This window comes from Brucepastera parasyntrophica (genome assembly GCF_022376835.1).
GTDB classification, from domain to species: Bacteria; Spirochaetota; Spirochaetia; order Treponematales; family Treponemataceae; genus Brucepastera; species Brucepastera parasyntrophica.
Window position 1 is genome coordinate 1,838,969 of sequence record NZ_CP084606.1, and the last position, 24,639, is coordinate 1,863,607.

Genomic DNA, 24,639 nt, shown 5'->3' on the forward strand with positions numbered 1-24,639 from the left:
AACATATGGTTTGCCAATATCATAATTACTGGAAACGTTATATCCGGCCGCACGCTTTATTATTTTATTCCGTCAATTATTCAATTGATTTCATTAGCTCAAAAAATATTTTGGTTCTTTGGTTTTATATAAATTATACCATGCTTCCAGTGTATTATTTTCCATAATGTTTATTTTTTTTATTACTTCATAAGTAAATTCCAGTGGCGCAATGCCGCTGGCTGTTATTAGATTATTGTCTGCAACGGCCGGTTTGTTTTCATAAAATATTTCACCTTTATAATTTTTACATATCATTTTTAAATAATCCTTATCATTACTGGTATGCTTTTTTGTATCCAATATTCCCTTTTGAGCCAGAGCAAAAGTCGCTCCGCAGATTGCGGCGACAATAATATTCTTATTTAAACTTTCATATACTATGTCAATAATTTTCTGATTATTTTCACTTTGCCAGGTATCCGCTCCGGGCAATATAATCAAATCTTCATTCTGCAAAGCCATATCAGTTATATCAATATCCGGTGTAATTTCAATTCCGCCCATTGTTTTAATGGGAGTCAGACTATTTCCAACTTTTATTGTTTTTGGTTTGGTAATATTTTTCTTCAGATATCTTCCGCTGTTAATCTCAGCCGTTAAAAATGATATTTCCCAATCAGCAAGAGTATCCAATACATATAAAAAAACAGTCATATATTTTCTCCTTTATCCCTGAAACCAAGTTATTTATTTTTATCATCCTGAATAGAATTAATCAGGTTTAATCCGGCTTGAGCAATACCATTATTCGGGTATTGTTCAAGAATTATTTCATAGTATTTTTTTGTCATTTCAGCATTTCCGGTTTGGCTATAGCAAAAAGCAATATTGCACAATCCCATTTCCTTAAATGAATATTTTGATGAATTGAGCATTACCAGATAGCGGTATTTATCTATCCAGTTATATGTCGTAAAAAAATTGACACTCTTTTCAAAAACCGGAATTGCTTCATCATATTTTTCCATTCTGGTTAATTTCATTCCTTCCCTGTGATCCTTAGCAAGGAAGTTTCTTAAGGAAAATGAAACAAGCAAATATGCCAATGAACCAAAAATCAATGGATTCGGGGTGTTTAAAAAATAAAACAATAGTATAAATAATCCCAATACAAGTAATTGAGGAATTAATGATATCCAGGCTACTGACCTTACTATCGGAGTATCAGACTTTATTTTACTCATTTTTATTTCCCATCCTTTCTAAACCTGCGTATAAAACTATTATCAGCTATATTAAGCCTGCCCGGCAACCCCCGGGTATCAGGTATTTTGGACGGTCGGGAAAAATCCTGTTTGCAGATTGCTCTGCCGGGCAAAAGAGCCCCTTATTTGTCTGTTCCTTCCCGGATTACTAAACGGACATCCGTCTAGTAATTGGCGCGGTTACTTGTATAGAAGATAAGGGACAGTGACGCGATACTGACGAAAAAAACCGGCTATAAAAAAGACCGATAATGACGGCTTCCGGTTCATAAGATATTCCCCATTGTATAACCGCCAATAAGGCTTGGCGGCGTTTCGTTTTCAAAACGAAACGCCTTTTTATTATCCGCATCTTTTCTGTAACATATCTCTTTTTTATGCATCGGTCAATAATAAAAAAATATCGAAGTACCGGAATTATCGAATACCCTGGCAGGCCGCAGCGCTGTCGAGAGTTATTGGAATTATAATATATTTTTTTGTATCAGTTCATATATTTTTTCTGTTGTAACCCAATTCCGTATTGTTATTTTTGGATATATCTCTGATCCGACTATTTTTGAGAGCCGGCTTTTTGTCAGGTGTTTTTTTGCTCTTGAAATATACAGCACATTGCCGCCTTCATATATTTGATCAACTCCTTCCCGTGGATCAAAGGCCGCCCTCGCTTCTTTTATACCCAGCTGTTTCATCAAAAATATTATATCATATTTGTAATTGTCTTTATCATCTCCAAATCCTGCCGGCTTATCATGTATGACAGCTGCAATTTCAGGTTTTGATAATACTAAAGCAGTTACTGTGTTGTTTAACTTTTTGGATATTGCCGTTTCTATCTTATCTGTAATTTTTGTCTTGTCAGCTTCAATGTCATTGAAAATCACATTCCCGGTTTGGATATATGTTTTAATATTAGAGAAATCCATTTCCTCAAATATCCGTTTTAGCTCAACCATTTTAATAATATTATTTCCGCCTGCATTTATTCCCCTCAGCAATGCCGCATATACATATGTTTCCATAAAAACAATCCTTCCGGTTTTTATTCCGATACTGCCTTTAATTGTTTTTGTTATTCAGCTTTTGTCCGGTTCGCAATGTAATACTGCAATACCGCACTCAAAATGAATAGCTTGTATTAATTTTAAGTTCAGCTTTCCGGAAATCTCTTTGAAAATGGATTGCCCCTTCCCTATTGCGGCCTGATTGATGAATAAATGATATTCGTCTATAAGCCCGTATTTGACGAGAGCCGAAGCGAATGATGCGCCACCATAAGTAATGATATCTTTTCCAACCTGGTTTTTGAGTTTCATGACCTCATCAAGAATACCGCCTTTTGCTAAAACCGTATTTTCCCATTCGGCCTTATCAAGCGTTCCGGTAAAAACTACTTTGTGTGTGTCTGTATATTTTTTTCCTGCTGCCTGCTCGGGATCGCTGCTGTCCGCAGCAACGCCTGTTCAATGCGGAATAAACTCTTCCGCCAGTTTTCTGCCCAGAATAATTGTATCAACTGGTTCCAGTAAATTGGTTACGCATTGTCTGTTCTCCTTCCTATAACATAATACAGCGCATGATGTAAAGAAAGGTTAATCCTGACATGTTTCAGGATAAATTTTGTCTGATGAAGTATTACCTTTCAGAATATAAAATATAGCTATTAATTTTTTGACCTGCTTTAATTGCCAGATATGGTCAGTTGTTTTCATCTCTATATCCGTTCCTGAAATTTTGTATGCTCCGACCACAAATACAAAAGAATAGAGATTTCAGCATACCCGGAATCATAATAATATATTCATTTCTGTATACTCTGATTCTTTAAATCCCAGTTTTTTATACAGTTTTTCTCCGTCTTTTGTAGCGCTGAGTTCTATTTCACTTATATTTTCTTTTTTGGCTTCTTCAATTAATTTTTTCATTAACGTTGCCGCTATGCCTTGATTCCTGTATTCCGGGTATGTAAAAACATTTAATAAAGTTCCGGTCTTGCCATTAACAAAATTCGGATTGGGCGGTTTTTTGCCTATTGCCAGATAGGCGGCAGCGACAGCTTCTTTTTATATTCACAAATCATGCCAAGAAAATTTCCATTTTCAATGTTTTCATCAAAGTATGTTATCAAATTGTTTTTGATTTTATTTTTTTCAATTTCAGATATAACAAAATCACTCATTGAAAAATATGCAAACCGCAATTCAACGAACAGATTTTTGTCATTTTTATTTAATTTTCTGAATACCAGCTTTTCTTTTTCGATATTATTATCCATTATCTTTTGCCCTTTCATTTTATAGTTTTCAGGATAGTTCAGCCCGGAATAAAGGTACGGCTTATTTTATCAGTGTTTGTTTTATTTCTTCAATAAATTTCCTGTCTTGTATTTCCATCATTTTTACAGCTTCTTCTACTATATCTTTTGAAATTGTTTTTATTGGAATTAATTCAAACCCGCATCTGAAATATTTTCTTCCGTCATCATATTCTATATTATAGCCGGCTTTTTCTTTTTTACATTTTCCGCAGCCATAACATCCGACATATTTATAGTTAAATCTTTCTATTACATCTTTTATACTTTTATCATATATTCCTGAATATTCTTTATTTGCGTAAAATTTCAGTTTCCAGCAAATACCATCTTCTCCGCCATAAAACTTCAATATAGTCTTTTTAACTTTGTTTTTGCTGAATGATATTGATAAAGTTTTTTGCTTATCTTTTTAGGCCTGTACCCGAGACATATGGCCGCTTTTGCCAGTTCAGCATACAGTTCTTTTTCACTGGAGGAGAGGTTAAGATAAAATTCATTCAATACATCTTCATTTTCCATATTCGTTATCTTTTCCGTACTTTAAAGAAAGCGCAGATATAATAAAAAAATAAGGTCAAACACAGGCTCTAGAGAATGTGCCTGCGGACACACATGTTCAGGCACTCTGTTTATTAATTTATGAATAATGCTCCTCTATTACTGTAGTGAAAATGTTTTCTTTAGATGCGTATTTATCATACAAAAAAAAAGCAATAGTTATCAGCAGCAGGGCAATAAATCCTGCGATTCCGGCTATTCCGTTTGTAAGGTCATTGCCGCCTACAAGGTACAATCTACTGAGTCCGCCGATGGCGTTTAAAGTTCCATGAAAAATGGCTGCCGAGATTACCGATTTCGATTTTATTACAATATAGGTCATCACAGGCGAAAGTAAAATACACCAGACAATCATCATTCCTACGCCGGGTATGGGGTGCTGTGGATAATTATGCCCGAGAAGAATCAGGGGGAAATGCCATAATCCCCACACGGTACCGGTAATCAGCGAAACAGACAGAAATTTTTTATTTTCCAATGCTTTTAGGAGATACCCGCGCCAGCCGGCTTCTTCTCCGAAGGCGAAAAGAGCGTTTATTGTGTAACCGGCGGCCAGAGCGCTGACCACCTGTATAGCCAGATAAACAAGAGGCGAAAATTGCGACATCTGCTGCGCGACAAGTTCCGCGTTTTCTGGGGCAGAGATGAAAGAAATCCTTCATACGCAATGGAAAATGAAACATTCGGGAATAGAACATTTATGCCCAATGTCAGGAATGCACAAACAACAGGGACTATCCCCGCGATAAGAAACCATCGGTTAAACCGGAATGAAATATTTAAATTTCTGAACGGTTTTTCCTTGTGGACTATCTGAAGAATTATTGCACAGACTGCAGGCAGCAGCATATAGGCTGACGCAAAAACCGTGTAGGCCGGTCCATTTACAGAACGCAGCCCAAACAGAACAGCAAGTCCGGCTGCTGTCCAGCTTACAGCGCAGGTTAAAACAATAAATTGAATTGATTTTTTCATCATATCCTCCGTTAGTTTCGCTTGTTTCAGTTTCCTTTATATTCTTTATTTTCCGGTTCCCGGACAACTATAATTCGCTGAAACGGCTGGTTGCACGCCGTTGGTGCCGCAAGCCCGGCGGATAAAATCTGCTCCAGTTCATCCGGTTTGATTTTTTCGTCTTTGAATCCTCTTGTCGTACAGTGGTGTTTAGCCAGCTCAAAAAAATTCATGCTGTCTTTGTAAATATTATGACAATTTTTGTCTAATAATATTCATACGTCCAATATCTATTATACGTAGAAGTTCTTTCGCCTTTTTTTGTAATTCTTCCCTCTTCATCATATTCAAAATAATACGCAAACGTTTCAATGCCATCACTATTCAGATATTTTTCTTCCAGTAGTTTTTCATTTTCATTATATTCATATAAGTGTTTTCTTTCTATATTATTTTCATGATTAATTATCAGCGATTCTGTCAATAAATTCCGGTCATTAAATATATTTATTCTTTCGTGTATTAGTATACCTTTGTCAAAAGTTTCTATACGGACTTTATTCCGGTTATTATCGTATTCTATATTATATATTTCTGTTTTTAATCCGTTTGATTTTTCATGCTCATATTTATGAAAAACCACATCACCATATTCGTTAAATTCCTTATATGAATAAGACCCGTCTGTTCCTGATAATTCCTCGGAAAGTAACTTCCCGGACAAATCTTTTATAATTATTTCTGTGACTTTAAATCCTGTGTTATAGCTATTGTCTTTTTTATATATGTAATTACATCTCCGCTTACTGTTTTCTCAACTATACCATAATCCCATCTGTTCCATTGGGTTATTCCGGGCGTTCTGGACCAGTAAGCATATTCCGTCATTTCATTTTCGTCATTATACTTAAAAATGCCCCTGAACCGTTCTTCCCCTTTCTCATTATGTAGGACACGCATTATCAGGTTATTATTGCTGTCATAATAATATGTTGGCGAATTTATTTTATTTTCTAACCCGTTATAAAAAAACGTTTCCGTTACTTTTCTATATGGACTTCTGTCTAGATCCGGTTCATCCGGAAATATTCCGAAGAGTATGATATTTAATAAAAGAAATATTGATAGGAATGTTTTCATACGTCCTCCTGTCAAACAGTCAGAGTTTTATATTCTGCCCAATAATATATACAGCGTAAGGTGAAAAACAATATTCAGTAGTAACACCGCAATAAGCCACTTCAGGGAAGCCTTCCCGAAGAATTTTTTACTTACATATTCATTTATTTGAGTATAAAGGGAATTCTTTATTTCTTCTTCATTTTGAACGGATGGATCTATCGATATGTGATAGATTATATCAGCAAACGGTATTTTCTTTACAATAAAACGTATACAGATTTTTACAAATCCGGGAATTTTTTTCTGGTAGCTTTCGTTATAACCATTAATGACATAGGCTGAAAAATCATATCTTTTTCCCAGTATTGAACTGTCTTTATCCTGAATCATTTCTTTAGAAATAGTGCCGCATAGTTTTTCTATAACGGGCGATATATATCCATAAACCTTTTTCGATGCACTTTTTAAAAGAAAAATATACGTAACATAACATGCCTCTATAATACATAATACGGCAGCAATTAATGTCAGGATCATATAGAGGATTTCGTATTTTCCTAAACGCGTTTTAAACGTGTTTAGAATTACAATGATTGTGTATGCTATATTTGGAATAACAAAAACAATAAGGATGAGGGAAAAATACTTTACCGCTTTTATTCCCAATGTTACAAAATCTGATACAAAATTCTTATTTTCCGGTTCATTCTCATGCATATTCTGTTGTCTCTCTTTTACATTGAATGATAGAACTGCAACACCCGCCCCGCGCCATCCTTGCCTGAATTGCATTTTATCACGAAAAGCCGCGGGATGGAATATACCAAAACGGTTCCTTTCCCGTTTACCGAGTTATAGTATCCAGAATAAAATCAGCTCTTTTTTCCGCTGTTACTTTTGGTACTTCTATAATATCATAATCATATTCCATATATGTTTTCTTCATCATTTCATATGTAAAAACGGCTTCTTCCCAAGACTGCTTTCTTTCGGTGTCCGTTCCATATATTTCTTTCCATGCCGGAAGTAAAAATACCTGCCGGTTATATTTATATTGATATGCCGAGGCGTTCATTTCTCCGGAAATGGTCATGGCAATCATTTTTGCGTAACAGAATGTATCCAATATGCCTCTGTCAAAAAAGATTGCTTCTTCTGATTCTTTATTATATGTTTCCGTATAACTGCGGATCGAGCATTCCAGCATAAGCTGTGTATATAGTTCCCTGTTTTTCCAGGGAAGCCCCTCTCCGCCTGTTTCCATTTGGTGCCTTATTATTTCACGGGCTGTTTCCGGAACCGTTTTATACCCGCGAAGCGACAGTTCATTTATCAGGGTGGTTTTTCCTGCTCCCGGACCGCCGGTTATTATTATAGAAGGAATCATTCCAAAAAATATTGCTCACGTGTTATTGGTTCCTTTCACCCATTGCCTGTAATGTATTCACAGGCTCAGATGCAGCACAGGATAATCTTTGTTCATGGAATCCTTTTCTGAACGCCCGGTAATTTTGAATCCGGATTTTTCATAAAATCCCAGGGCCTGTTTATTCTGTTCATTTACATCTACTCTTTTTACATTCAGGTTTTCAATTGCATACTGTAATAGTTTCTTTCCGTATCCCTTGCCTATTGAATCTTTTTCTATAAATAACATTTCAAGGTTTTCTCCGGAAACCCCCATAAATCCGATAATTTTTTTTCCGGCAAAAAGAATATATAAATTGACCTTCGGGAAAAATTCAGCGGCTATTATCCGTTTATAATATTCAAAATCTTCAGTTTTCAGAAAATGATGGGTCGCTTTTACGGAACTTTCCCATACCTTCATTATTTCGGAATAATCATTACTGTCAGCGCGTTTGATTTTCATATTCATAATTCTCCAAACAAGCTGCGCAAATTGCGCTACCGGTCTATTTTCCAGTTCATTACATTGTCTTCGTCACCAGTATATTCAAAACCCAGCTTGATAATTGTCCTTCGTGAAACCATATTTGACTTATCGCACCGGGCTGTAATACATGCGACTTCATCCTGGCGAAGCCCCCATGTTAGTAAAGCTTTTACAGCTTCAGTACAAAAACCTTTTCCCCTCTTGCTTGGTATAATACCAAATCCTATTTCAATATTTCCGTCATTGTCCGGCTCCCCGATATATCCGGCGCTTCCTATTATCTGATTATCTTTCTTTTCAGTTATTAACCACAAATTGAATCCATCGTTCCCGTTTTTCTCCAGCAATTCCTTGAAAACGGGAAAAGCTTCCTGTAAATCCTTTTCCGGCCATTCTTCATTGTGATGGTATTCACTGAGTTCATTTAAAGTACCATTCAAAATTGCGTCAGTTATTTTCATATCTATTGGAAACAGAATTGTTCTGTCAGTAGTTAATTTCATTGCTGAATCAGTTTTTTTATCATGGCTGTTCTTCTGCTGTTATTGTATACACAAGGCCAATACCGATCAAGCGGAAAAACGATCAGGCGGCATGCCGCCCGACGGCCGAGGATACGTTTCAATTACCAAATTTCAGGGCAATACCTATTGTTATATATGTCCGTCCATTGGCACTGTCTTCCCATTTACCGATTTCCATACCGGGATGGTCCCATTCGAAACACTGGCATTCATATCCGGCTTCAACAAAGCAGCCGATATTTTTAGTAAAGAAAAAACGGGTTCCCAGGTTAACTCCCCAGACAAAACCCCCGCAGGGATCCGACCAATTATAGTCATTGCCTTCGTTTGTCCAGAAACCTACACCATAACCCGCTTTCCCGACGAGGTAAGGATCAAGTTTTTCCAATGAAAAAGGATGCCAAGCGATACGGGCAAGTATGGGAACAACGCCGATAGAAAAATCCGAATCTCCGATTTGCGCGCTGTTAAAACCTGTTTCCAAACCAACGCTCAGATATTGATTTATCGCATAATCAGCCTGAATCCGCCCGCCCATAAACAGGGTGTTGTCTATCACGCCCAGACTGGGATTGAGCGTCCCAAGGCTGAAACCTCCATTTACAAAAATATTGCCTTTAATATTCATGGCAAAGACTGAAACCGATACCAGTAAACCGCAAAAGAAAACGCATACTGTTTTTTTCGTCCAAGTTATCATAGTAACCCTCCTGAAAGTCTGATACTTTCAGCGTACGGCTTTTAAAAGGGCTTCACAATTCCACTTTCCAGTTAGTTTGGGGTAATTGGGATAACTGTTTTCAGTTAGTTTATGTTTTTCTATGCTTTATTGCCGCTTTGGCCAACCAGAGCCATAATGGCGTATCGACCCGGCGCGCCTGTTTTACGGTATACATTCTGTAGATGTACCTGGACTGTATTAACTTCTATTTTGAGAGCTACAGCAATTTCTTTATTTGACTTTCCCTGCAATAACGCTTCGACAATTTCAATCTGGCGTTTTGACAGATCGTATTTCTCAATGAACGCCGGGGATAACCCGTCCGCTATGGTATACACAGGAGGAGTTTTGGCAAGTTCTCCGGCAAGGAGACGGGAATGGTAACTGGTGATGAGTTTTAAATACAGATAGAAAATACAAAGATCAAGTATCAGAATAACAAAACTGAAAATCCCCAGAAGAAGAAAATTGTTAAAACCTGCTTCCAGCTGGACTTTCAGGGGATTGATACTCGCAAAAAGCAGGGCGGCGCCCAGAAATGGAGTAAGGATGGCAATAAGCCAGAAGCGTAAGGATATACGGTCAAAGGCTTCCTGCGGTATTGTCCGCATCATCAAATAGTAAAATACGGCCCAGAGCAGCATGGCCGTCTGGGTGACTGTCATTTCGAGATATAAAGTATTCATATCCGTTAAAGCGAGCCTGCCTGTTACACCGGCAAACAGACAGGAAAAACCGACATCCATAAACAGCCCGATGTTCCACAGGTATATGGCGGTAATAAACTTGTTCCGTCTTTTCCCTTCCGATAAAAGTATCAAACCCAGAAAAGCGGCTGCCTGCAGTATAATTTTGGTTGGGGTTCCAAGGGTGAAAGCAAGGTTTACTATGATATGCAGGGGACGCCAGAGTATAATAAAGCAGGCAAGCAATATCCGCCGGGCTTTTGATTCAGGCCGGTAAAGCAGGTAAAAAAGCAGCCAGAGTGTAACAGCTTGAATTCCCGTAAGCATAAACTCAAGAGGAATGTTTATTTTATAGTACATATCGTCCCGTGAATTATACTATAAAATCATGTTTTTATACAGGTTAATTTTTTGCGGATGTTCTCATGCATTCCGGCGGGTATGCATGAGAACGTCCGCTGTCAAGCGCTGGGTTTCGGCTCCAGGGCGTATAAAACGGCGTTTTTAATTATCCTCGTCGTCTATAAATTCCCCTTCCATTTCATCTGCGACATCAGACACAATATGTGTTATGGTTCCGATATATTCCGGGGATAATGAGTTAATCAGCATCGAATGCCGTATATAGTGCTTTTTCCCGATTTTGATGAGGCCGCCGCATATTCTGGTATTCAGCATTTCGAGCGCCTTGTTCAGATCATTCTCATCAATGGCGCCGACGGGTGAAACAATTTGCACCCAGACATCGCCGCTTTGCGCCGTTGTTTTCTGGATGAAAACAGGCTGATACCAGTCTTCCCCAAGCTCAACAGCTATCTTTAAAAAATCATCATCATCTTTTTGCAGATCAAAATTGGTTTTGAGATAATCCTTGACTTCATTCCATTCCGCCATAGGGCCTCCTAATTCACATTATCCGATATTCTATTAGTATAGCAGTGCTTTTTGGATGCGGGCAAGTTTAAAATTATGTTTTATAGTTTGATGATGCTGATGATAGAACTGGAAAAAAGCCGTCCTGGATTACTGTCTAAAGGACCCTTCCCTTGGATGCCTCCGAGTCAGCCGGCAGCTCATCCTGCCGGCATCCATAGTAATAGCGGTGTGTTCACAGGTTTAGAAAACTCCGCCATTCTCCATATCCGTCTTTTTTACAAAATCCATGTAGTACAATTTTTCCCAATGATTTATATTTAACGTTCCCTTTGTGAGCCGAATTGCCAAAATACAGCAATTTTCATCTTTTTCATTGTTTGCCTGGTCGTACCATGGGGCAAAAGCTTTACGGAGTTTAGTTCTTAAATCAGCATTTTTTGGGTCCAACACCCAACCGAGGTTTTCCCCTATTCCGCTGGCGGTAAACATCTCGGCGCTGGAAGCAATTGAAACTTCGGGGTTCTTCGCAATTTGCTGCATTTTATTTGATTTTCCATGTGTCGTAACATAAAAGGCGCCGTCCTCATAATATGCGTCCACACCACGAACGACAGGCCGGGGCGCTCCGTCAGCGTTTGGTTCCCGGGCGATAGTAGCAAGCGAGATAACATTGTCTTTCCCATTGCCAAACATCTCTTCAAGTAGTTTTATCCCTTCTTCATAATTAGTCATCGTATTCTCCTGATTCGCTGGTGTCTTATGCGTATAAAAGTATAATGTAAATTATACTATAAAAACACAAATAAATTAACATTTTTGATCCTTCCCAATAATTTTATGCAGAAGGCATGCCATTATTCATTAACAAAGGCTATTTTTAGATAAACCATATCTTTTAATTGTTTTCCATTTTCAAATATTTTATGATCACAATTATTTACAAAAAAGTCCTTTATTGTATGGGAATATGTAAATCCGAATTTTTTATAGAACGACAATATTTTCTCATCATCTCCTGTACCAACCAATAATTGACTGCATTTTTCTCTATACTTTTCAATTATATATTTTATCATAAAACTTCCATATCCATTACCCCGATATTTTTCATACGTGGCGATATTTTTTAATTCAAAAATACTTTCTGCCTCCTGGGTTACAACAGCTGCGGTTTTTAAATCATTATCATATAGGGCAAATAATTCACCTCTTTCGAGATATTTTTTTACCATATTTTCCTGTTCATCACCCAATAATAATAAATCCATAAAATCTTCTTTATTTTCACTGATTGTTTTTATTTCCATAAATATCCTCTTTAATTATTTCACATTCATATTTTGTATTGGCAATATTATACAGCCAATTCAAAAACCTTGCGCCTAACATCTGCGTATACACGCTGCAAGCGAAGCAGACGTGTAGTCTTTTATTTTATCCTTTAATCAGCTGCACAAACTTCACAAAATCCTCGCAAAAGGCATTTGGGTTTTCCATAGCTGTAAAATGTCCGCCGCTTTCAATGAGTGAAAAATAAACTGCGTTTAAATGTTTCTCTACCCATGATTTTGGCGGCATAAGAATATCGTTTGAGAAAAGAGAAACTCCGGTCGGAACCTCTATATAACCAACAGGAGTAAGATAATTGCTGTTTTCATGATAAACCCGGCACGCCGTATAAATGGTATTTGTAATCCAGTAAACCATTATGTTAGTGATTACGTCTTCATAGGAAAGGCCTGACTGCCAATCTCCCCATGAATAAAATTTCTCAAAAATCCATGCTGCCAAACCAACTGGCGAATCTGATAATGCAAATGCAAGAGTTTGAGGCTTTGTAGATTGGATGCTCATGTATCCCGATTCTTCTTTTAGCCATTTTGAAATAAATTCATAATACCGTTTTTCTTCTTCTGTTAAATTATCCCGATACACCGTCAAATCGCGTATTAATCCGACATCGTTCAAATAAATTCCGTATAAATGCTGCGGATAATTTTTGGCAAGTTACCGTGTTATTCCGGAACCCACATCTCCTCCCGCTGCGATAAATTTTTTATACCCCAGTTCGTCAACCATCAGTTTGAACCAAAAATCAGCGATTGACTCATTATTAATGGAAAAATCGTTTGAATAACCGGAAAAGCCGAAGCCAATTACCGAGGGGATTATGACATCAAAAGATATTTCTGATTTATCTGCCAATATATGTTTCTGTGTTAATGAACGGATTACTTTAGTATATCTTAAAAAACTATCAGGCCAGCCGTGAGAAAAAATGACCGGAATTGAATTTTTGGTTTCTCCTTTTTCCAGAATAAAATGAATATCAATTCCGTCAATTGTTACCAGGTACTGATGAAATTGATTCAACTGTGCTTCATGTTTTTTCCAGTCATACTCATTTAACCAGTAGTTTATCAGCTTATCAAACTCGGAAGAATAAATTCCCAGGTCCCAATTTTCCTTAAAATAGTCTTTTCGGGGAAATTTCGCAGATGTTAATTTTGTCCTGAGTTCACTCAATTCTTTGTCACTTACTGAGATAGTAAAGTCTCTATACGTTCCCATAGTTTTTACTCCATCTTTTATTTATATATCACGGAATACTTAATTTCCATATTGCCCATCAACATAGGGCAAAATCACACAAGTAACATCATCAGCAGTAATGGTATTTGTGTGGATTTTTGGTTTTAATCCCTGATACATATGACGTGCCTGATCGCATGGGTATGTATGACAATTCTGACATTTAGTAACACCATTTTCAGCGGCGCATTTCAATGAATCACAGTTAAAACTTTTATCTAATCCGCCTGTATGGCAGCCATCACAAAGCTTCATATCATCGCCCCAATATCCTCCATCGTCCGCGCCGCCGGCATATACACGTATCAGCCTCTTTTTCAGCTCCGCCCGAAACTCCTCGCTGATTGTTCCGCCGGTATAATGCGCACACAGATCACAGCGGTGCCCGCAGCTGGCGTAAACAGCCTGTTTTTTCGGGAACGGCTTGCGGTTGGGTTTCTTTTTAATCAGGATGAGCTGTTTCACGGCTTCTAAAGAAGCCAGGTCTTCCACACGGATTAACAGCCATTTCCCGTCGTGAAGCGTCCGCTCCCTGTCATAAAGGTCCTGTATCTCTTTTGGGAAATCGCTGCGCTGTGCTTCGAATTTTTCCCGCTCGGCTTTGCCCAGGATAATCTGAAAATCATAGTGAGTCTCGTGTATATTAATTGAAAGAATGGTTTTCTTTCCCTGACGGAACTTCAGGCAATCAATGTCGTAATACTTGCCCGGCACCTCGTCGAGAACATACTTGCCCCGCATGAAGCGCATGATTTCTTCACTGACTTTTTCCAATTCAGTTCTGTTATTCATATGTATTCCTTTTGCTTCATTTTTATTCAATCAAGTTGAGGTAGAATGTCGCCTGACGTCCGCGGGTATACGCTGTCAGACGACGGTTCCGTCTATACGATTTGCTTCTAATTTTTTACCTGGATTAATCAGGGGCTATAATTCCAGCGGAGACCATTGTAGGCATAAGTCCCTGCCTGCCGTCCGTTACTTTCATAGAATTTCTCAAATCCTGACTGTTTGCTTAGAATGCCCACCGATTGCCAGCCAATTGCGTATTCTTCTAATTTTACATCCGCACCAATGGTTATTCTGCTGATTTGATTAAGTTCAAATGCCATATGCCCAATAAATGTAACACTATTGGGTATGGTTATGTTGGTGAGTGAGTTTTTTCTAAATGCCCCTCTCTTAATGGAAGTTACACCATCAGGGATAGTTACATTAGTAAGTGATGTATCTGAAAAAGCTTCCTGTCCAATGGAAGTGATAAAGGGTGCCCCCCAAAGATCCGCCGGCAAAACAAGATTGTGGTTTTCCCCTTGCTGGCTGCCCGAATAATTCCTGCTAAATCCCAGTACAACACGGTCCTCTACTCTCAGGTAACTATAGCCATCACGATATTCCTTCCACTTAGCGTCCGGTAAGGCGGCTATCCTTACCCGTGCGTTTTCCGGCGCGGCTCCATTCACCGAAGCAATACGGATGGTAATCATGTCACTTATATCATCTGCCTTGACATTATTGAACGTCACCGTATTAAAGTTGTTTTCATCATAATTACTCACAATCTCGTTATTCCTTTGGACAAAACTATAAGACGGCGTTAACCTGACCGTCTGCCGCCCAATGACCTTGTTTTCGTCATTTACCAGTTCAAACACAATTGAAAGATCATACCGCGAACTAAAGGGGTTTGGACTGCTCAAGCTTTGCCGGGGCCAGCTTCCGAACCCCCACTCGTTTTGTTTCCCGGTAGCGGTTAATCCGGCATAAACCGTGTTTACCGCCCGCGCAACCGAGTTAAGCCAGACCCAGTTAGCGCGCAGGTTTATGGGAAAGCTGAAACTGGTGGTTTCCGTTTGATAATTGATAGCCCCCGTTCTATACCGGAAGAATAAAACAGCGAGTACGGCGGGTCAGCGTCAATGATCATACTACGGAAAAAATCCTCGGTTTCAGTAAGCCGGGCAAGCCACTCCCTGCGCCACGCAATATCATTGCGGGTATCCATACCAACATTTCCGCTCGAGATATTGGCGGAAATCACCAAAGAACGGTTCGCCGCTTCGGTAAGCGAGGAATCGAGGGTGGCGGCCTGGATGAAGTAACTCAGCGCCGCGACTTCGGTGCGGGCGGTAATACCCCGGGCAGTGGCTATCTGGGCACTTGCGTGGTTTTCCGGAGCCGCCCCGGTCAGTTCAATCCGTGCCTGGTCCGTTGGCGTAACGCCCAATTTTTGCAGCAGGTCCAGAGACGCCCGCCGCACACCGCTCAAGTTGTCAAGTTCCGCAAAGGTGAATGTTCCCGAATATGAGGCTGCGGTCATTTTGTCGGCGGATTTTGTAATGCTGACCTGCAGGGCGTACCCGGTACCGGTTCTGGTAATGTTTCCGCCCATGATATAATCGGTGGGGGCCAGATGTCCTAAATCCCAACCTTCCCGGGCATCTTCAGAATAGTAGCCGGACAAGAGTTCGGTGTACTGGTCGTCAAGCCGCTGGCGGTCCAGAACTGATATGGCTGAGAACCCGGAAAAATTACTGACAAATTCCCCCTGCACCAGCGCGGGGATATAGTCCTGATTTTCGGGAAGACCGGTTGCCTTGGGCGCGAGAATAGCGATACTGCTTCCCCTGCCGCCGTCCCCGGTGAAAAAAGGGCTTCCTGATACCTGCTGCGTACCGGAAGAAGCATCGTCCTGGGCTGCCGGCGCGGAACTCGTGCAGGTAGACAGAGAAAGCAACAAAAAGATGCAAAGTGCCGCAAGAGCTGTTTTTTTCATAGTAAAACTCCTGTATTTCTGATGTGTACATACTTAGAGAATCATTATTGCATATGATTATACAACATATTTTTCAGGGTAAGGCTATAACTGTATTTTTTTTACAATAAGTACATAACCTTTCGTCTGATGTTCACCGGATACATGCTCGTAGGCGAGGTTGGAGTGTTTACAGAAAAATTAATTTAATAATCTTAATTTTTTAGTCCTTTCATTTATCAATTTTGTGAGTTCAATACACTCATTATTAAAAAGCTCATCATTCTTCTTCTCGATTAAAGAACTTAGATTTTCAATTTTATTAATAATTTCTGATTCAAGCTTACTTAATTCAGGGTTTGATTTTACCTGGCTTGAATAGAACAAATCATAGATTTTCTCAATCTGTTTTTTATAATTTACATTTTCACAATTATTCAATAATTCATTTAATATTCCGGAACCATACTTTACAAAATTAATTTGCGATATTCTTTCTTCCGTTGAGGTTGCGGTATGCTCATTTGCGATCATATGTGATAAAAGTAAAATCCCATATAACCCTGCTAAACATAATTGTACAATTAATGAATATATATAATTTATTGTATTGAATATAAACACAATGCCGGTTATTAATTCTATTAGAAAATACAAAGATGATATTGTGTAAAGAGAAAATCCGAAAATATCAGTATTTTTACTTTTCGTTATAAAAAATGGTGTAAAAATTAACATCAAATATGAAAAATGAATAAATGCGTATGACACCCATGAAGCCGCGGTGGCTTTTTGGTATACAAACACGAAGTAAAAGGCATTAAAAAGAATAATAAATATCAAATCAAGGATAATCCAAAAGACCTGTGCTTTTTTCATAAAGCCACCTACCTATATTCTGCTTATAATTTCATTTTTCTTGGCATCATATTCGGCTTTTTCAATTAAGCCCATGTCAAGCATTTCTTTAAGTTTTTTAATGCTGCAACAGGATCATTTGCACTTTCTGATTGTTTATTATTATTTACCGGATTAAACATTTGTTGTGCCATACCAGCCAATTCACCGCCGGCCGCCAGGCCCATACCAATACCGGCGCCGGCGGAAGCCATACCTCCGGCGCCAGGATTTTCAGCAACTTTACTAAGTATATCAGCGGCTTGTTGTTTACCCCAATCGTCTCCCAAAACATCCATAACACCTTTGTCCGCCTGAGCCATTCTAAGTTTCGCTATGGCATCCATTCCAATTTCATCATACTTTCTGCGAAGTTGGTCATCTGAAATTGTTAATGCGGCTATTGAAAATGTTTGTAATCTAATACCATAATCGTTGAGCATTGCATCAATAGAAGGGCTGATTAATTTCGATAATTCACCGATCTTTGATTCAATTCCCAATAATTCTGTTTGTGTTTCATTTAAACACTGCGTTATAGTTTCTTTTATTTTACTTTGAAATTCATTAATAAAATATTCATTGATCAATTCCTTCTGTCCTTCAAAAGGAATTCCGCTTCCAAGTAATTTCGTTAAAAAAATACTTGGGTTTTCAATTTGAATTTTATATGCCCCTCTTCCTCGAAGTTCTGTTGCAATTCCCAATAATTTATCACGAACCTGAATCGGCGATGTCGTACCCCATAGTATTTCCATGCTATGAGCTTTTCTTACAAAGTACACAACAGCATTAAATGTACTAATGCCGCCTGTAAAAGCGTTGCGTAAACGGCTTATAAACGGGTAATTTTCTGTTGATAATTTATAAGTTCCATTATCAAAAGTTTGTTCAATATTACCGCCTTTAATAAATATGGCTTCTTCTCCCGGCATAACAATTAGAGTTGAATTGGTATTAAAATCTTCTTCGGGTTGTCTCCAGATTAATAATTCTCCACCGCCTGAATTCTTAATAACATCTGCCCAATGTTTTTTCCGCCGGTATAAGCGGTTTCATTTGGGTTTTTACGGAAAAGTGCCATATGTATCTCCTGTCGTAAAAAAAGCCAATTATGCAGACCGTATCATAATTGGCTAAAATAAAATTTAGTCTTCTTTAACAAAAATAAGCATATTAAAATATACAGTTTCGCTTTTTTTCCAAACAAAGCAGAGAAACAACCGGCTGTTTGTGTAACAGGTATTTGCTGAATACAGTCGAGTTTCCACCCGCCAACTACTTCTTTATCAATAATCGAGGCATACTGCTTAACTGCATCCGCATATGTTTCTTTGTTTGAAATTGTTAAGCCAACCGGCCCCGCCACTGTCTTGTACTGAGTCATAAAACACCCCCATAATTTTTATATTACAAAGTGACTAATGCGGTCTGTGTCACAATTATAATCTCGTTTTAACAAAATGATCTAAAACTTTCCTAATGGTAAATGTCACGTTTTTATTTCTTTCGAAAATCCATAATAAATGCGGACTAATCGTATAATATATTCTTATGAAGAATCTCCCGGCTGCGTTTTTTGCTAAAGTATTATCACGATATTCACGCAATTTCATGACCTGATGACATTCATATGACCCATATACTGCGGTTGCAATATAACACCCTGATTTTCCTTTCTGTTTTTGATCAAAATCACCGCGTGTTACTGCTTCTATAAAATCAACTGATTCTTTAATGTTTTGTTTATACTGTTCAGAAATATCTTTCGGTGCGTACTCAATAGCCCGGTTTGCGAATTTATTAATTGAATTTGACATTATTTGGGCTTTAGTTATGGGACCGCTATTACCATATTTATCTTTATACTCGTAGTATTGATCAAAATAATTATGACAAACATACAAAGCCCACCATGACTCATGGCAATTAGGTTTTATTTTAATGATTTCTTTAAGCTGCTTAACGGCTTTTTCATAATTACCATCTTCAATAGAGTGGGTCGCGGCAATATATAACGTTTTGGCTGTGGGTAAACCATCAATAGTAATTACATCAATTACTTTATAAGAAGTGTGACAAAATTCACACTCGCCAAACCCATTTAAATCAATGTCATCGACATCAATTTTCCCGCCACAGCTTGTACATACCGCAGGTTGTAATGACACTTTTCTACCTCTTTTTACGGATTGTCAATTCCACTATTTGGAAAACGGCATCTAAAAAGTCGCTTAATTCCTTTAGCCAAACCTTTTATTGTGCCATATTTTTCTAATGATAAAATCATATACTCGGAACATGATGGCGTAAAAACACAACATGAGCGTAATTCAGCAGATGCATATTTTTGGTAAATTTTGACAAGCCAAATTAATATTTTTCTGATATTAACGGATATAAATACCAATGCCGATAAAACAATACATATATTATATAATTGATTATTTGAAAAAACCAATTTTTTTATAATTATTATAGCTGTATATACTGACAAGAAGGCTAAACATTTTAATATACCTTTTGTCAATGATACATTTGGTCTGATTATTTCTTTTGGAATAGATTTATTATTGAGTATTGAAATTGCTTTTTCAATACTTGCCGTTCGAGAGCAAGCTATAGTGTTTTCAGAAAATTCATGCTCCATATACTTATTCCTTCAAATACTACTTTGGGAAATTTAGCTCAACTTGCGCTCACTGACATGTATCCGCACAAACGTTATCCGTTCCTTCCACTATACTACGCCTTTTTTTATCGCACAAGTTTTTTATTGACTCCGTCCGGACAAAAAAAATTTATTGTCCAGTCCTGAATGACCCAGGCCTTACCCTCGGGTGTAGTAAGGTCTTTGGCTGTTGGCGCCTCGACCCCGGTGTTTCCGGCGATAATCCAGCCGCTGGCATTACCAGTTTTTTGCCCGCTAATGTAATAGCTCACCTCATAGGTTCCTTTTACTAAGACAGCCGTATATGTAGCACCATAGTAGTCGACAGGAGTATCCTTAAACGCCCAGCCGTTATTGTTGAACCATGCAAGAACAGCACTGTGTGTTGCGGATGTACCGGAACTGAAGGTTATGCGCAATATTTCATACGTGTTATTGTAGATCATACTCCAAATAGGGTCATTGGCAGATATGCCCTGCCATTCAATATCACCCATGCCGGCGGGCTGTGACATTCCGCCAAAACCATACCTCATCAATCTCGCGGAATTCGGCCAGCCGTCCCCTGAATTCTGGGCCTGTACAACTGTCAGGCCGATGACAAAAAAACGGCACATGAAAAAATACTTTTCTTTAGCATATAAACCTCCTTACCTTACAATAACCCTGCCGCCGCTGTTGGCGAGATTCTGGCGCATCGGAAAGGATTCACCGGGGGAGTTGATAAAATAACACTGCATTTCATCCACAAAGGTCATTTCGGCCCTTTGATCATCGGAAAACATGGTTTTGCTGTTCTTGTAAAAGTCATACGAAGATTTTGCAGCAAAGCCGGTGTATATGGTTACGTCGCAGGCGGGCCCCCTTGAATTGGGGATGATTTTACACACGATCAGCGTTACAGAATCGCCGCCGCTCATATAATCCATGCTGATGTTATAATACACCAGCGTTTGGTCCTCAACGGTCTTCAGGTTTCCCGCGTAGGCCAGCAATTTTTGCACATAGGCTTCCGTGTCGCTCTGGGCAAAAGCCGTACCCGCCGTGGTCAACAGCAGGACCATAAAAATAAAAAATCCTTTCTTCATACAAACCTCCATACTTTTCTTCTGTTATTTTAGCGGCAATCCGGCAGGCCAGCGGGTAAAGTTCAGATTGTATTCAAGTATTTCATACCCTACGCTGCCACTGTCGCTTGCCATTTTCAGAGTGCAGCCGTTGGATGGGTCTATCCAATATCTTCTGCCCAGATTATCAGCAAAAATATCACAGTCGATACCCAGAAAACGCTCCCGGCCTTTGTGATACAAATCGGCTCGTAAATTCCCTCCCGCCGCGGCATTGTATCGCTTCCAGAAATTTTCATAGTAGAGACTCAGTATTTCAGGTTCCGCAAGGTAATAGGTGATCAACTCTTTCACATCATCAGAAAAATAATTGTCATCATGATACCATTTATTACCGTCGCGCCGATAAAACTTACCCGTGGATGTAGAGAAATTCTCTTCACCCTCAGAATCCCCTTGCCACAAATCACCGTTGATGTATCCCCGGAAATGGACATCGCCATCATAATCCTTCCACTTGATATAGAAGTTGTTTTGGGGCGGCGTATAGTTATATGCTATACTCTGTGCAAAGACCGCCCCCGAAACGAAAGCCAGGAGGGCTGTTACCATGATTGCTTTTCTTTTCTTCATTCTTTCACTCCTCTTTAATCATGCAGTTTGCTGATCCTCAATACCGCGGCGTTACCGGTATTAATGGCGGCTTGAAAATCGTCTTTGAAACTCTACAAGAACGGCATTGTCTTTGGTTATCCCAAGGTAAATGTACCGGTCAAGGGGAAAAGACCCTTTTGGCATATAGATTTCGAGATTTTGTGTTCCGTAGCTGTCGTCAGGTTTGCTTTCCATTTTTCTGCCGGATATCCGTTCTATTTGACTTCGCATTTCGCGGTAGATGGCGTTCGTATTTCCTGTGATGTAGATGCGGATCGAACCGAGCTCACTGCCGGCGCCGGGGAAGGAATAGCTGTATGACGCCCTTGTCCCGGAAGGTTGAGTAAAAGGGCCAAGGTCACAGACTTCCCTTATGCTGTTCCTTCCTTCTGCGGGGGGCCAGCCCGGCTGTTGTCCGGGCCAGAGTTTCCTCACAGCTTCCCCGGCTTCGAGGTATCTGGCGCCGTTTGCCTGGGACATCGGTCGGCCGTCGTTGTTTATGATTCGTTCTATTTCATCGGATAGCGGCTTTGCCCTGGTTTCATAGTCAGCTGTGTTCATTCTGCCGTCATTGCGGGCAGCGGCGAGTGTATAGAGTTCGTCGTGGAGCTGGACAAACCTGTCGCTGGGGAAGACGCTGGCGTCAGAGGCATCGATGGCAGTCTGGTTTTGTTTTGCTTCATCAAGGGCGCCTTGAAGCTGCTGCCGCTGAAATTCCGCGGTATGCTCCTGGATTCCTTTTATATATTCTTCCATAGTGATATTTCCGGCCTGAAAATCCTTTACCAGCTGATCAATGTCCACCGCCTGCGCCTGTACCGCTTTCGCCAATACCATTACCGCTAACGCAGCTACCAATAAAGTCTTTTTCATAAAATGCTCCTTTTGGCATTTTGTCCCGCTATTAAAACCAGCTATATTTATTAATATAATTTTATAAAATGTCACCACCCAAACAGGGGGTAAAATTCATTTTTTTGTTTAAATTCTTTAAATACCCATAATTTGCTTTGGTAAAAAATAAGACCAATATCTACTTCAATTTTCCTTGCTTTTAATTCAAAATGGAATCGCTCTTTTTCATTTGATTTAAAAAATGTTTCGGGATTTGAATAATAATCATATAAATGCCTATATTCGTGCATCAACATTGTATAGTGAACACAACTGTTTTGTTGATATGTATCTAAATATCTATGTCCAAATGTAAGACATATTTTTTCTGATTCATTTTTACGAAAATACAGACCCCAAAATATGGAAGTTGCTGTTCTTTGATTTATTTCTTGATTAATATTGGGACTACTTTCGACAATTACTTCTTTATTTCGAATGGCTTTATCAGCATGAAAGAAAACATTATATACATTTCCTTCAGTTTTATTGGTTTCAATAATCTCTTTTAAGGTATCCATTATTTGTTCAGCTATCATACAAATACTCTATATCAAAAGTATTAATGTAACAGTATTTTCTAAATGACGCCTAACGTCATATATCCGCACAAATGCATCCTTTCCTTCCACTATACTACGCCTTTTCCCCCACAACTTTTTTTAACAATATTCAGGTCCGGACAATAAATTTTTTATTCTCCAGGCCTGGATGTTATATGAGGCTTACAAAGCTGCCATGAAAACTTTTTCTTCCGGTTAAAGCCCACTTTCCCTTCTATATTTTCCCCTGCACGGAAGCTGGTCTCCGGTGTTATTATGCCTGACACTCGCCTTCCCCGCGCAGGTCCTCAGTCTCCTCTTCCGCCCGGAACATTCATCTATCCGCCATCTCCGCGTTTTCGCGTTATTTCAGGCAAATTCATCTGTTCATCCATTCCCATCGATTGACGAAACCATGTTGATGTAACTATAATATAATCATAGCGGTTATAAAATGGTTAATCTTACTGTCCGTAACATTCCTGAAGAAATCCTCAAACGCGTCAGAATATGCGCCGAACGCGAACGGAGAAGTCTCAACAGCGAACTGCTCATAGTAATTGAGGAAGGTCTGGTTTCCCATTCTTCTAAAGAAACAGAAGACCCCGCCGGGCTTCTGTCACCGGCAGGAAGGGAAAAGATATGGAATGAGTTAAGCGGCGGATGGAAGGGTGTCCGCCCGCTTGACGGGATTATCTCCGAAGTATACGCGGGCCGTGACGGCGGCGCTCCCGGGGCCCGAAATGATCATTTTTGATACGGACGTCTGCCTGTCGCTTCTGGGCGGAAATAAAAAAGCCATACAGCTGTACGCCGATAGCGCGGAACAGATATGCGTATCATCCGTCACGGTACAGGAGCTGTTTTACGCGGCCAATATATCGGACGCGGCCGCCGATAACCGGGTGCTGGCGGAGCAGTTTTTGCTGACTGTCCGGATTCTGCACCCGGATGTCAGAGTGCTTAAATACGCGGCTGATCTGCAGGCCAGACTGAAAAAGAAACGGATACGGGCCAATTACACCGACATTCTTTTATACAGCCTTTCCAGGGTATATGCGGCGACCCTCGTGACAACCAAAAAGTCCAGATATTGTTTCACGTGAAACACTGACCGCAGGGGGATGCGGTTCCTGTCAGGCGGGCTGCCGGATGAAAATCCGGCAGCTTTTTTATGCCATAAAAGGTCCGGCGCCGGACACGGTTTTCAGGACGGAAAAAGCCGTTTTTCCATTTTCCGGCACCCTCCCCTGCCGTATTCTTCCCTGAAGAAAAGGCTGCGCAATGCTCAAAAGTATTTGCCGCGCACTCATGTGCCGCCCGTATATGTCCGGGTTTATTCCGGACAAACAGCCGTTAAATCAGTTCCCGGCGGATTAATCCTTTTTGTTCCGGCTTTTTTGCCCGGGATTTGTCCTGTACTGCTGTCAGAAAGAAAATATAAAGGCCATGGAACAGTTCTTGTCCAGCCACGTGAAACATTTTCCGGAAAGATATCCTGCCTGTGGAACCGGCAAAAAACTGTTCCGCAGCCGCCCGGCGGGATATTCCGGAAAAACAGTTTTCCCGGAATATTTTATAAAAAAGCGGAATTACCAGCTTCCGAAAACGTATTCCGGGAAATATCCCGAAATGGAAAAGTTCTTTCCGGTAAAACAGCCAGGG

At 39.5% G+C, this 24,639-nt stretch carries 39 protein-coding genes; 2 read left to right on the top strand and 37 right to left on the bottom strand.

Features of this window, described 5'->3' with window-relative positions; translation table 11 throughout:
- Positions 1 to 93: 93 nt before the first annotated feature.
- The 37 genes from K7I13_RS08720 to K7I13_RS08895 all read right to left on the bottom strand — a co-directional run bounded on the left by K7I13_RS08720 (position 94) and on the right by K7I13_RS08895 (position 22,971).
- Positions 94 to 696 (bottom strand): type 1 glutamine amidotransferase family protein, encoded by a 603-nt coding sequence (locus tag K7I13_RS08720; protein WP_255944883.1) that lies wholly within the window; start codon positions 694 to 696, stop codon positions 94 to 96.
- A 29-nt stretch (positions 697 to 725) separates the two neighbouring features.
- Positions 726 to 1,226 carry a tetratricopeptide repeat protein gene (locus K7I13_RS08725; protein WP_255944884.1) on the bottom strand — a complete coding sequence of 167 codons (501 nt, stop codon included), beginning with the start codon at positions 1,224 to 1,226 and terminating at the stop codon, positions 726 to 728.
- A 485-nt stretch (positions 1,227 to 1,711) separates the two neighbouring features.
- Positions 1,712 to 2,269 (bottom strand): DUF1697 domain-containing protein, encoded by a 558-nt coding sequence (locus tag K7I13_RS08730; RefSeq protein WP_255944885.1) that lies wholly within the window; start codon positions 2,267 to 2,269, stop codon positions 1,712 to 1,714.
- A gap of 54 nt (positions 2,270 to 2,323) precedes the next feature.
- Positions 2,324 to 2,563, bottom strand: a complete 240-nt coding sequence (locus K7I13_RS08735; protein ID WP_439647424.1) for a dihydrofolate reductase family protein — start codon at positions 2,561 to 2,563, stop codon at positions 2,324 to 2,326.
- A gap of 471 nt (positions 2,564 to 3,034) precedes the next feature.
- A complete protein-coding gene (locus K7I13_RS08740; RefSeq protein ID WP_369413743.1) occupies positions 3,035 to 3,286 on the bottom strand; it encodes a GNAT family N-acetyltransferase in 252 nt (83 codons plus the stop codon).
- Complete coding sequence (locus K7I13_RS08745) at positions 3,277 to 3,522, bottom strand: hypothetical protein (RefSeq protein WP_255944886.1); 246 nt, start codon at positions 3,520 to 3,522, stop codon at positions 3,277 to 3,279. The genes K7I13_RS08740 and K7I13_RS08745 overlap by 10 nt, the downstream gene beginning before the upstream one ends.
- A gap of 61 nt (positions 3,523 to 3,583) precedes the next feature.
- Positions 3,584 to 3,913 (bottom strand): hypothetical protein, encoded by a 330-nt coding sequence (locus tag K7I13_RS08750; protein ID WP_255944887.1) that lies wholly within the window; start codon positions 3,911 to 3,913, stop codon positions 3,584 to 3,586.
- Entirely contained in the window at positions 3,910 to 4,083 is a 174-nt protein-coding gene (locus tag K7I13_RS08755) for a hypothetical protein (RefSeq protein WP_255944888.1), read from the bottom strand. Before K7I13_RS08755 ends, K7I13_RS08750 begins: the two co-directional genes overlap by 4 nt.
- Positions 4,084 to 4,201: 118 nt before the next feature.
- On the bottom strand, positions 4,202 to 4,729 hold the full coding sequence (locus K7I13_RS08760) for a CPBP family intramembrane glutamic endopeptidase (RefSeq protein ID WP_255944889.1): 528 nt from the start codon (positions 4,727 to 4,729) through the stop codon (positions 4,202 to 4,204).
- 394 nt (positions 4,730 to 5,123) lie between these two features.
- Positions 5,124 to 5,309: a nitroreductase family protein gene (locus K7I13_RS08765; protein WP_255944890.1), complete on the bottom strand. Its 186-nt coding sequence runs from the start codon at positions 5,307 to 5,309 to the stop codon at positions 5,124 to 5,126.
- 32 nt (positions 5,310 to 5,341) lie between these two features.
- A complete protein-coding gene (locus K7I13_RS08770) occupies positions 5,342 to 5,800 on the bottom strand; it encodes a hypothetical protein (RefSeq protein WP_255944891.1) in 459 nt (152 codons plus the stop codon).
- A gap of 11 nt (positions 5,801 to 5,811) precedes the next feature.
- On the bottom strand, positions 5,812 to 6,216 hold the full coding sequence (locus K7I13_RS08775) for a hypothetical protein (protein WP_255944892.1): 405 nt from the start codon (positions 6,214 to 6,216) through the stop codon (positions 5,812 to 5,814).
- 27 nt (positions 6,217 to 6,243) lie between these two features.
- Positions 6,244 to 6,990 (bottom strand): hypothetical protein, encoded by a 747-nt coding sequence (locus K7I13_RS08780; protein ID WP_255944893.1) that lies wholly within the window; start codon positions 6,988 to 6,990, stop codon positions 6,244 to 6,246.
- Positions 6,991 to 7,042: 52 nt separating this feature from the next.
- Positions 7,043 to 7,585 carry an AAA family ATPase gene (locus K7I13_RS08785; protein ID WP_255944894.1) on the bottom strand — a complete coding sequence of 181 codons (543 nt, stop codon included), beginning with the start codon at positions 7,583 to 7,585 and terminating at the stop codon, positions 7,043 to 7,045.
- Positions 7,586 to 7,642: 57 nt separating this feature from the next.
- The gene (locus tag K7I13_RS08790; protein ID WP_255944895.1) at positions 7,643 to 8,071 is read right to left on the bottom strand and encodes a GNAT family N-acetyltransferase; all 429 of its coding nucleotides are present in this window, start codon (positions 8,069 to 8,071) and stop codon (positions 7,643 to 7,645) included.
- A gap of 35 nt (positions 8,072 to 8,106) precedes the next feature.
- On the bottom strand, positions 8,107 to 8,598 hold the full coding sequence (locus K7I13_RS08795) for a GNAT family N-acetyltransferase (protein ID WP_255944896.1): 492 nt from the start codon (positions 8,596 to 8,598) through the stop codon (positions 8,107 to 8,109).
- 118 nt (positions 8,599 to 8,716) lie between these two features.
- Positions 8,717 to 9,319 (bottom strand): outer membrane beta-barrel protein, encoded by a 603-nt coding sequence (locus K7I13_RS08800; RefSeq protein WP_255944897.1) that lies wholly within the window; start codon positions 9,317 to 9,319, stop codon positions 8,717 to 8,719.
- A 119-nt stretch (positions 9,320 to 9,438) separates the two neighbouring features.
- Entirely contained in the window at positions 9,439 to 10,386 is a 948-nt protein-coding gene (locus K7I13_RS08805; protein WP_255944898.1) for a helix-turn-helix transcriptional regulator, read from the bottom strand.
- Between the two features lie 144 nt (positions 10,387 to 10,530).
- Positions 10,531 to 10,920 (bottom strand): hypothetical protein, encoded by a 390-nt coding sequence (locus K7I13_RS08810; protein WP_255944899.1) that lies wholly within the window; start codon positions 10,918 to 10,920, stop codon positions 10,531 to 10,533.
- 222 nt (positions 10,921 to 11,142) lie between these two features.
- Positions 11,143 to 11,634: a pyridoxamine 5'-phosphate oxidase family protein gene (locus tag K7I13_RS08815; protein WP_255944900.1), complete on the bottom strand. Its 492-nt coding sequence runs from the start codon at positions 11,632 to 11,634 to the stop codon at positions 11,143 to 11,145.
- A gap of 122 nt (positions 11,635 to 11,756) precedes the next feature.
- Positions 11,757 to 12,209 (bottom strand): GNAT family N-acetyltransferase, encoded by a 453-nt coding sequence (locus K7I13_RS08820; protein WP_255944901.1) that lies wholly within the window; start codon positions 12,207 to 12,209, stop codon positions 11,757 to 11,759.
- A 127-nt stretch (positions 12,210 to 12,336) separates the two neighbouring features.
- Positions 12,337 to 12,870, bottom strand: a complete 534-nt coding sequence (locus tag K7I13_RS08825) for an alpha/beta fold hydrolase (RefSeq protein WP_255944902.1) — start codon at positions 12,868 to 12,870, stop codon at positions 12,337 to 12,339.
- Between the two features lie 39 nt (positions 12,871 to 12,909).
- Complete coding sequence (locus K7I13_RS08830; RefSeq protein ID WP_255944903.1) at positions 12,910 to 13,473, bottom strand: epoxide hydrolase family protein; 564 nt, start codon at positions 13,471 to 13,473, stop codon at positions 12,910 to 12,912.
- A gap of 39 nt (positions 13,474 to 13,512) precedes the next feature.
- Complete coding sequence (locus tag K7I13_RS08835; protein WP_255944904.1) at positions 13,513 to 14,286, bottom strand: DUF3788 domain-containing protein; 774 nt, start codon at positions 14,284 to 14,286, stop codon at positions 13,513 to 13,515.
- 128 nt (positions 14,287 to 14,414) lie between these two features.
- The gene (locus tag K7I13_RS08840) at positions 14,415 to 15,149 is read right to left on the bottom strand and encodes a leucine-rich repeat domain-containing protein (protein WP_255944905.1); all 735 of its coding nucleotides are present in this window, start codon (positions 15,147 to 15,149) and stop codon (positions 14,415 to 14,417) included.
- 167 nt (positions 15,150 to 15,316) lie between these two features.
- Positions 15,317 to 16,270, bottom strand: coding sequence for a hypothetical protein (locus K7I13_RS08845; protein WP_255944906.1), 954 nt, complete (start codon positions 16,268 to 16,270; stop codon positions 15,317 to 15,319).
- 180 nt (positions 16,271 to 16,450) lie between these two features.
- The gene (locus K7I13_RS08850; RefSeq protein WP_255944907.1) at positions 16,451 to 17,128 is read right to left on the bottom strand and encodes a hypothetical protein; all 678 of its coding nucleotides are present in this window, start codon (positions 17,126 to 17,128) and stop codon (positions 16,451 to 16,453) included.
- A gap of 12 nt (positions 17,129 to 17,140) precedes the next feature.
- Positions 17,141 to 17,212: a hypothetical protein gene (locus K7I13_RS15665; RefSeq protein ID WP_369413744.1), complete on the bottom strand. Its 72-nt coding sequence runs from the start codon at positions 17,210 to 17,212 to the stop codon at positions 17,141 to 17,143.
- Positions 17,194 to 18,081: an SPFH domain-containing protein gene (locus K7I13_RS08855; RefSeq protein WP_439647425.1), complete on the bottom strand. Its 888-nt coding sequence runs from the start codon at positions 18,079 to 18,081 to the stop codon at positions 17,194 to 17,196. Before K7I13_RS08855 ends, K7I13_RS15665 begins: the two co-directional genes overlap by 19 nt.
- Before the next feature lie 191 nt (positions 18,082 to 18,272).
- Complete coding sequence (locus K7I13_RS08860) at positions 18,273 to 18,533, bottom strand: hypothetical protein (protein WP_255944908.1); 261 nt, start codon at positions 18,531 to 18,533, stop codon at positions 18,273 to 18,275.
- Between the two features lie 55 nt (positions 18,534 to 18,588).
- Positions 18,589 to 19,317 carry a CFI-box-CTERM domain-containing protein gene (locus K7I13_RS08865; protein WP_255944909.1) on the bottom strand — a complete coding sequence of 243 codons (729 nt, stop codon included), beginning with the start codon at positions 19,315 to 19,317 and terminating at the stop codon, positions 18,589 to 18,591.
- A gap of 14 nt (positions 19,318 to 19,331) precedes the next feature.
- Positions 19,332 to 19,796: a membrane protein insertion efficiency factor YidD gene (gene yidD, locus K7I13_RS08870; RefSeq protein ID WP_255944910.1), complete on the bottom strand. Its 465-nt coding sequence runs from the start codon at positions 19,794 to 19,796 to the stop codon at positions 19,332 to 19,334.
- Between the two features lie 107 nt (positions 19,797 to 19,903).
- The gene (locus K7I13_RS08875; protein WP_255944911.1) at positions 19,904 to 20,434 is read right to left on the bottom strand and encodes a hypothetical protein; all 531 of its coding nucleotides are present in this window, start codon (positions 20,432 to 20,434) and stop codon (positions 19,904 to 19,906) included.
- Between the two features lie 33 nt (positions 20,435 to 20,467).
- Positions 20,468 to 20,905: a hypothetical protein gene (locus K7I13_RS08880; RefSeq protein ID WP_255944912.1), complete on the bottom strand. Its 438-nt coding sequence runs from the start codon at positions 20,903 to 20,905 to the stop codon at positions 20,468 to 20,470.
- 24 nt (positions 20,906 to 20,929) lie between these two features.
- Positions 20,930 to 21,517 (bottom strand): hypothetical protein, encoded by a 588-nt coding sequence (locus tag K7I13_RS08885; protein ID WP_255944913.1) that lies wholly within the window; start codon positions 21,515 to 21,517, stop codon positions 20,930 to 20,932.
- Between the two features lie 60 nt (positions 21,518 to 21,577).
- The gene (locus tag K7I13_RS08890; protein WP_255944914.1) at positions 21,578 to 22,411 is read right to left on the bottom strand and encodes an OmpH/Skp family outer membrane protein; all 834 of its coding nucleotides are present in this window, start codon (positions 22,409 to 22,411) and stop codon (positions 21,578 to 21,580) included.
- 71 nt (positions 22,412 to 22,482) lie between these two features.
- Entirely contained in the window at positions 22,483 to 22,971 is a 489-nt protein-coding gene (locus K7I13_RS08895) for a hypothetical protein (RefSeq protein WP_255944915.1), read from the bottom strand.
- A 457-nt stretch (positions 22,972 to 23,428) separates the two neighbouring features.
- Between K7I13_RS08895 and K7I13_RS08900 the strand changes: the two genes are divergently transcribed.
- Both K7I13_RS08900 and K7I13_RS08905 read left to right on the top strand, forming a co-directional pair.
- Complete coding sequence (locus K7I13_RS08900; RefSeq protein ID WP_255944916.1) at positions 23,429 to 23,731, top strand: FitA-like ribbon-helix-helix domain-containing protein; 303 nt, start codon at positions 23,429 to 23,431, stop codon at positions 23,729 to 23,731.
- A complete protein-coding gene (locus tag K7I13_RS08905) occupies positions 23,718 to 24,080 on the top strand; it encodes a type II toxin-antitoxin system VapC family toxin (protein ID WP_255944917.1) in 363 nt (120 codons plus the stop codon). The genes K7I13_RS08900 and K7I13_RS08905 overlap by 14 nt, the downstream gene beginning before the upstream one ends.
- The last annotated feature ends 559 nt before the right edge of the window (positions 24,081 to 24,639 follow it).

Coding starts and splice junctions, on each gene's coding strand:
- K7I13_RS08720 (WP_255944883.1), bottom strand. CDS start 696: ATGACTGTTTTTTTATATGTATTGGATACTCTTGCTGATTGGGAAATA.
- K7I13_RS08775 (WP_255944892.1), bottom strand. CDS start 6,216: ATGAAAACATTCCTATCAATATTTCTTTTATTAAATATCATACTCTTC.
- K7I13_RS08895 (WP_255944915.1), bottom strand. CDS start 22,971: ATGATAGCTGAACAAATAATGGATACCTTAAAAGAGATTATTGAAACC.
- K7I13_RS08760 (WP_255944889.1), bottom strand. CDS start 4,729: ATGTCGCAATTTTCGCCTCTTGTTTATCTGGCTATACAGGTGGTCAGC.
- K7I13_RS08890 (WP_255944914.1), bottom strand. CDS start 22,411: ATGAAAAAGACTTTATTGGTAGCTGCGTTAGCGGTAATGGTATTGGCG.
- yidD (WP_255944910.1), bottom strand. CDS start 19,796: ATGGAGCATGAATTTTCTGAAAACACTATAGCTTGCTCTCGAACGGCA.
- K7I13_RS08755 (WP_255944888.1), bottom strand. CDS start 4,083: ATGGAAAATGAAGATGTATTGAATGAATTTTATCTTAACCTCTCCTCC.
- K7I13_RS08885 (WP_255944913.1), bottom strand. CDS start 21,517: ATGAAGAAAAGAAAAGCAATCATGGTAACAGCCCTCCTGGCTTTCGTT.
- K7I13_RS08830 (WP_255944903.1), bottom strand. CDS start 13,473: ATGGGAACGTATAGAGACTTTACTATCTCAGTAAGTGACAAAGAATTG.
- K7I13_RS08905 (WP_255944917.1), top strand. CDS start 23,718: ATGATCATTTTTGATACGGACGTCTGCCTGTCGCTTCTGGGCGGAAAT.
- K7I13_RS08855 (WP_439647425.1), bottom strand. CDS start 18,081: ATGCCGGGAGAAGAAGCCATATTTATTAAAGGCGGTAATATTGAACAA.
- K7I13_RS08820 (WP_255944901.1), bottom strand. CDS start 12,209: ATGGAAATAAAAACAATCAGTGAAAATAAAGAAGATTTTATGGATTTA.
- K7I13_RS08835 (WP_255944904.1), bottom strand. CDS start 14,286: ATGAATAACAGAACTGAATTGGAAAAAGTCAGTGAAGAAATCATGCGC.
- K7I13_RS08780 (WP_255944893.1), bottom strand. CDS start 6,990: ATGCAATTCAGGCAAGGATGGCGCGGGGCGGGTGTTGCAGTTCTATCA.
- K7I13_RS08765 (WP_255944890.1), bottom strand. CDS start 5,309: ATGAATTTTTTTGAGCTGGCTAAACACCACTGTACGACAAGAGGATTC.
- K7I13_RS08810 (WP_255944899.1), bottom strand. CDS start 10,920: ATGGCGGAATGGAATGAAGTCAAGGATTATCTCAAAACCAATTTTGAT.
- K7I13_RS08845 (WP_255944906.1), bottom strand. CDS start 16,270: ATGAAAAAAACAGCTCTTGCGGCACTTTGCATCTTTTTGTTGCTTTCT.
- K7I13_RS08795 (WP_255944896.1), bottom strand. CDS start 8,598: ATGAAATTAACTACTGACAGAACAATTCTGTTTCCAATAGATATGAAA.
- K7I13_RS08880 (WP_255944912.1), bottom strand. CDS start 20,905: ATGAAGAAAGGATTTTTTATTTTTATGGTCCTGCTGTTGACCACGGCG.
- K7I13_RS08800 (WP_255944897.1), bottom strand. CDS start 9,319: ATGATAACTTGGACGAAAAAAACAGTATGCGTTTTCTTTTGCGGTTTA.
- K7I13_RS08805 (WP_255944898.1), bottom strand. CDS start 10,386: ATGTACTATAAAATAAACATTCCTCTTGAGTTTATGCTTACGGGAATT.
- K7I13_RS08735 (WP_439647424.1), bottom strand. CDS start 2,563: ATGAAACTCAAAAACCAGGTTGGAAAAGATATCATTACTTATGGTGGC.
- K7I13_RS08815 (WP_255944900.1), bottom strand. CDS start 11,634: ATGACTAATTATGAAGAAGGGATAAAACTACTTGAAGAGATGTTTGGC.
- K7I13_RS08725 (WP_255944884.1), bottom strand. CDS start 1,226: ATGAGTAAAATAAAGTCTGATACTCCGATAGTAAGGTCAGTAGCCTGG.
- K7I13_RS08900 (WP_255944916.1), top strand. CDS start 23,429: ATGGTTAATCTTACTGTCCGTAACATTCCTGAAGAAATCCTCAAACGC.
- K7I13_RS08785 (WP_255944894.1), bottom strand. CDS start 7,585: ATGATTCCTTCTATAATAATAACCGGCGGTCCGGGAGCAGGAAAAACC.
- K7I13_RS08875 (WP_255944911.1), bottom strand. CDS start 20,434: ATGTGCCGTTTTTTTGTCATCGGCCTGACAGTTGTACAGGCCCAGAAT.
- K7I13_RS08790 (WP_255944895.1), bottom strand. CDS start 8,071: ATGAAAATCAAACGCGCTGACAGTAATGATTATTCCGAAATAATGAAG.
- K7I13_RS08850 (WP_255944907.1), bottom strand. CDS start 17,128: ATGAAAAAAGCACAGGTCTTTTGGATTATCCTTGATTTGATATTTATT.
- K7I13_RS08860 (WP_255944908.1), bottom strand. CDS start 18,533: ATGACTCAGTACAAGACAGTGGCGGGGCCGGTTGGCTTAACAATTTCA.
- K7I13_RS08745 (WP_255944886.1), bottom strand. CDS start 3,522: ATGGATAATAATATCGAAAAAGAAAAGCTGGTATTCAGAAAATTAAAT.
- K7I13_RS08730 (WP_255944885.1), bottom strand. CDS start 2,269: ATGGAAACATATGTATATGCGGCATTGCTGAGGGGAATAAATGCAGGC.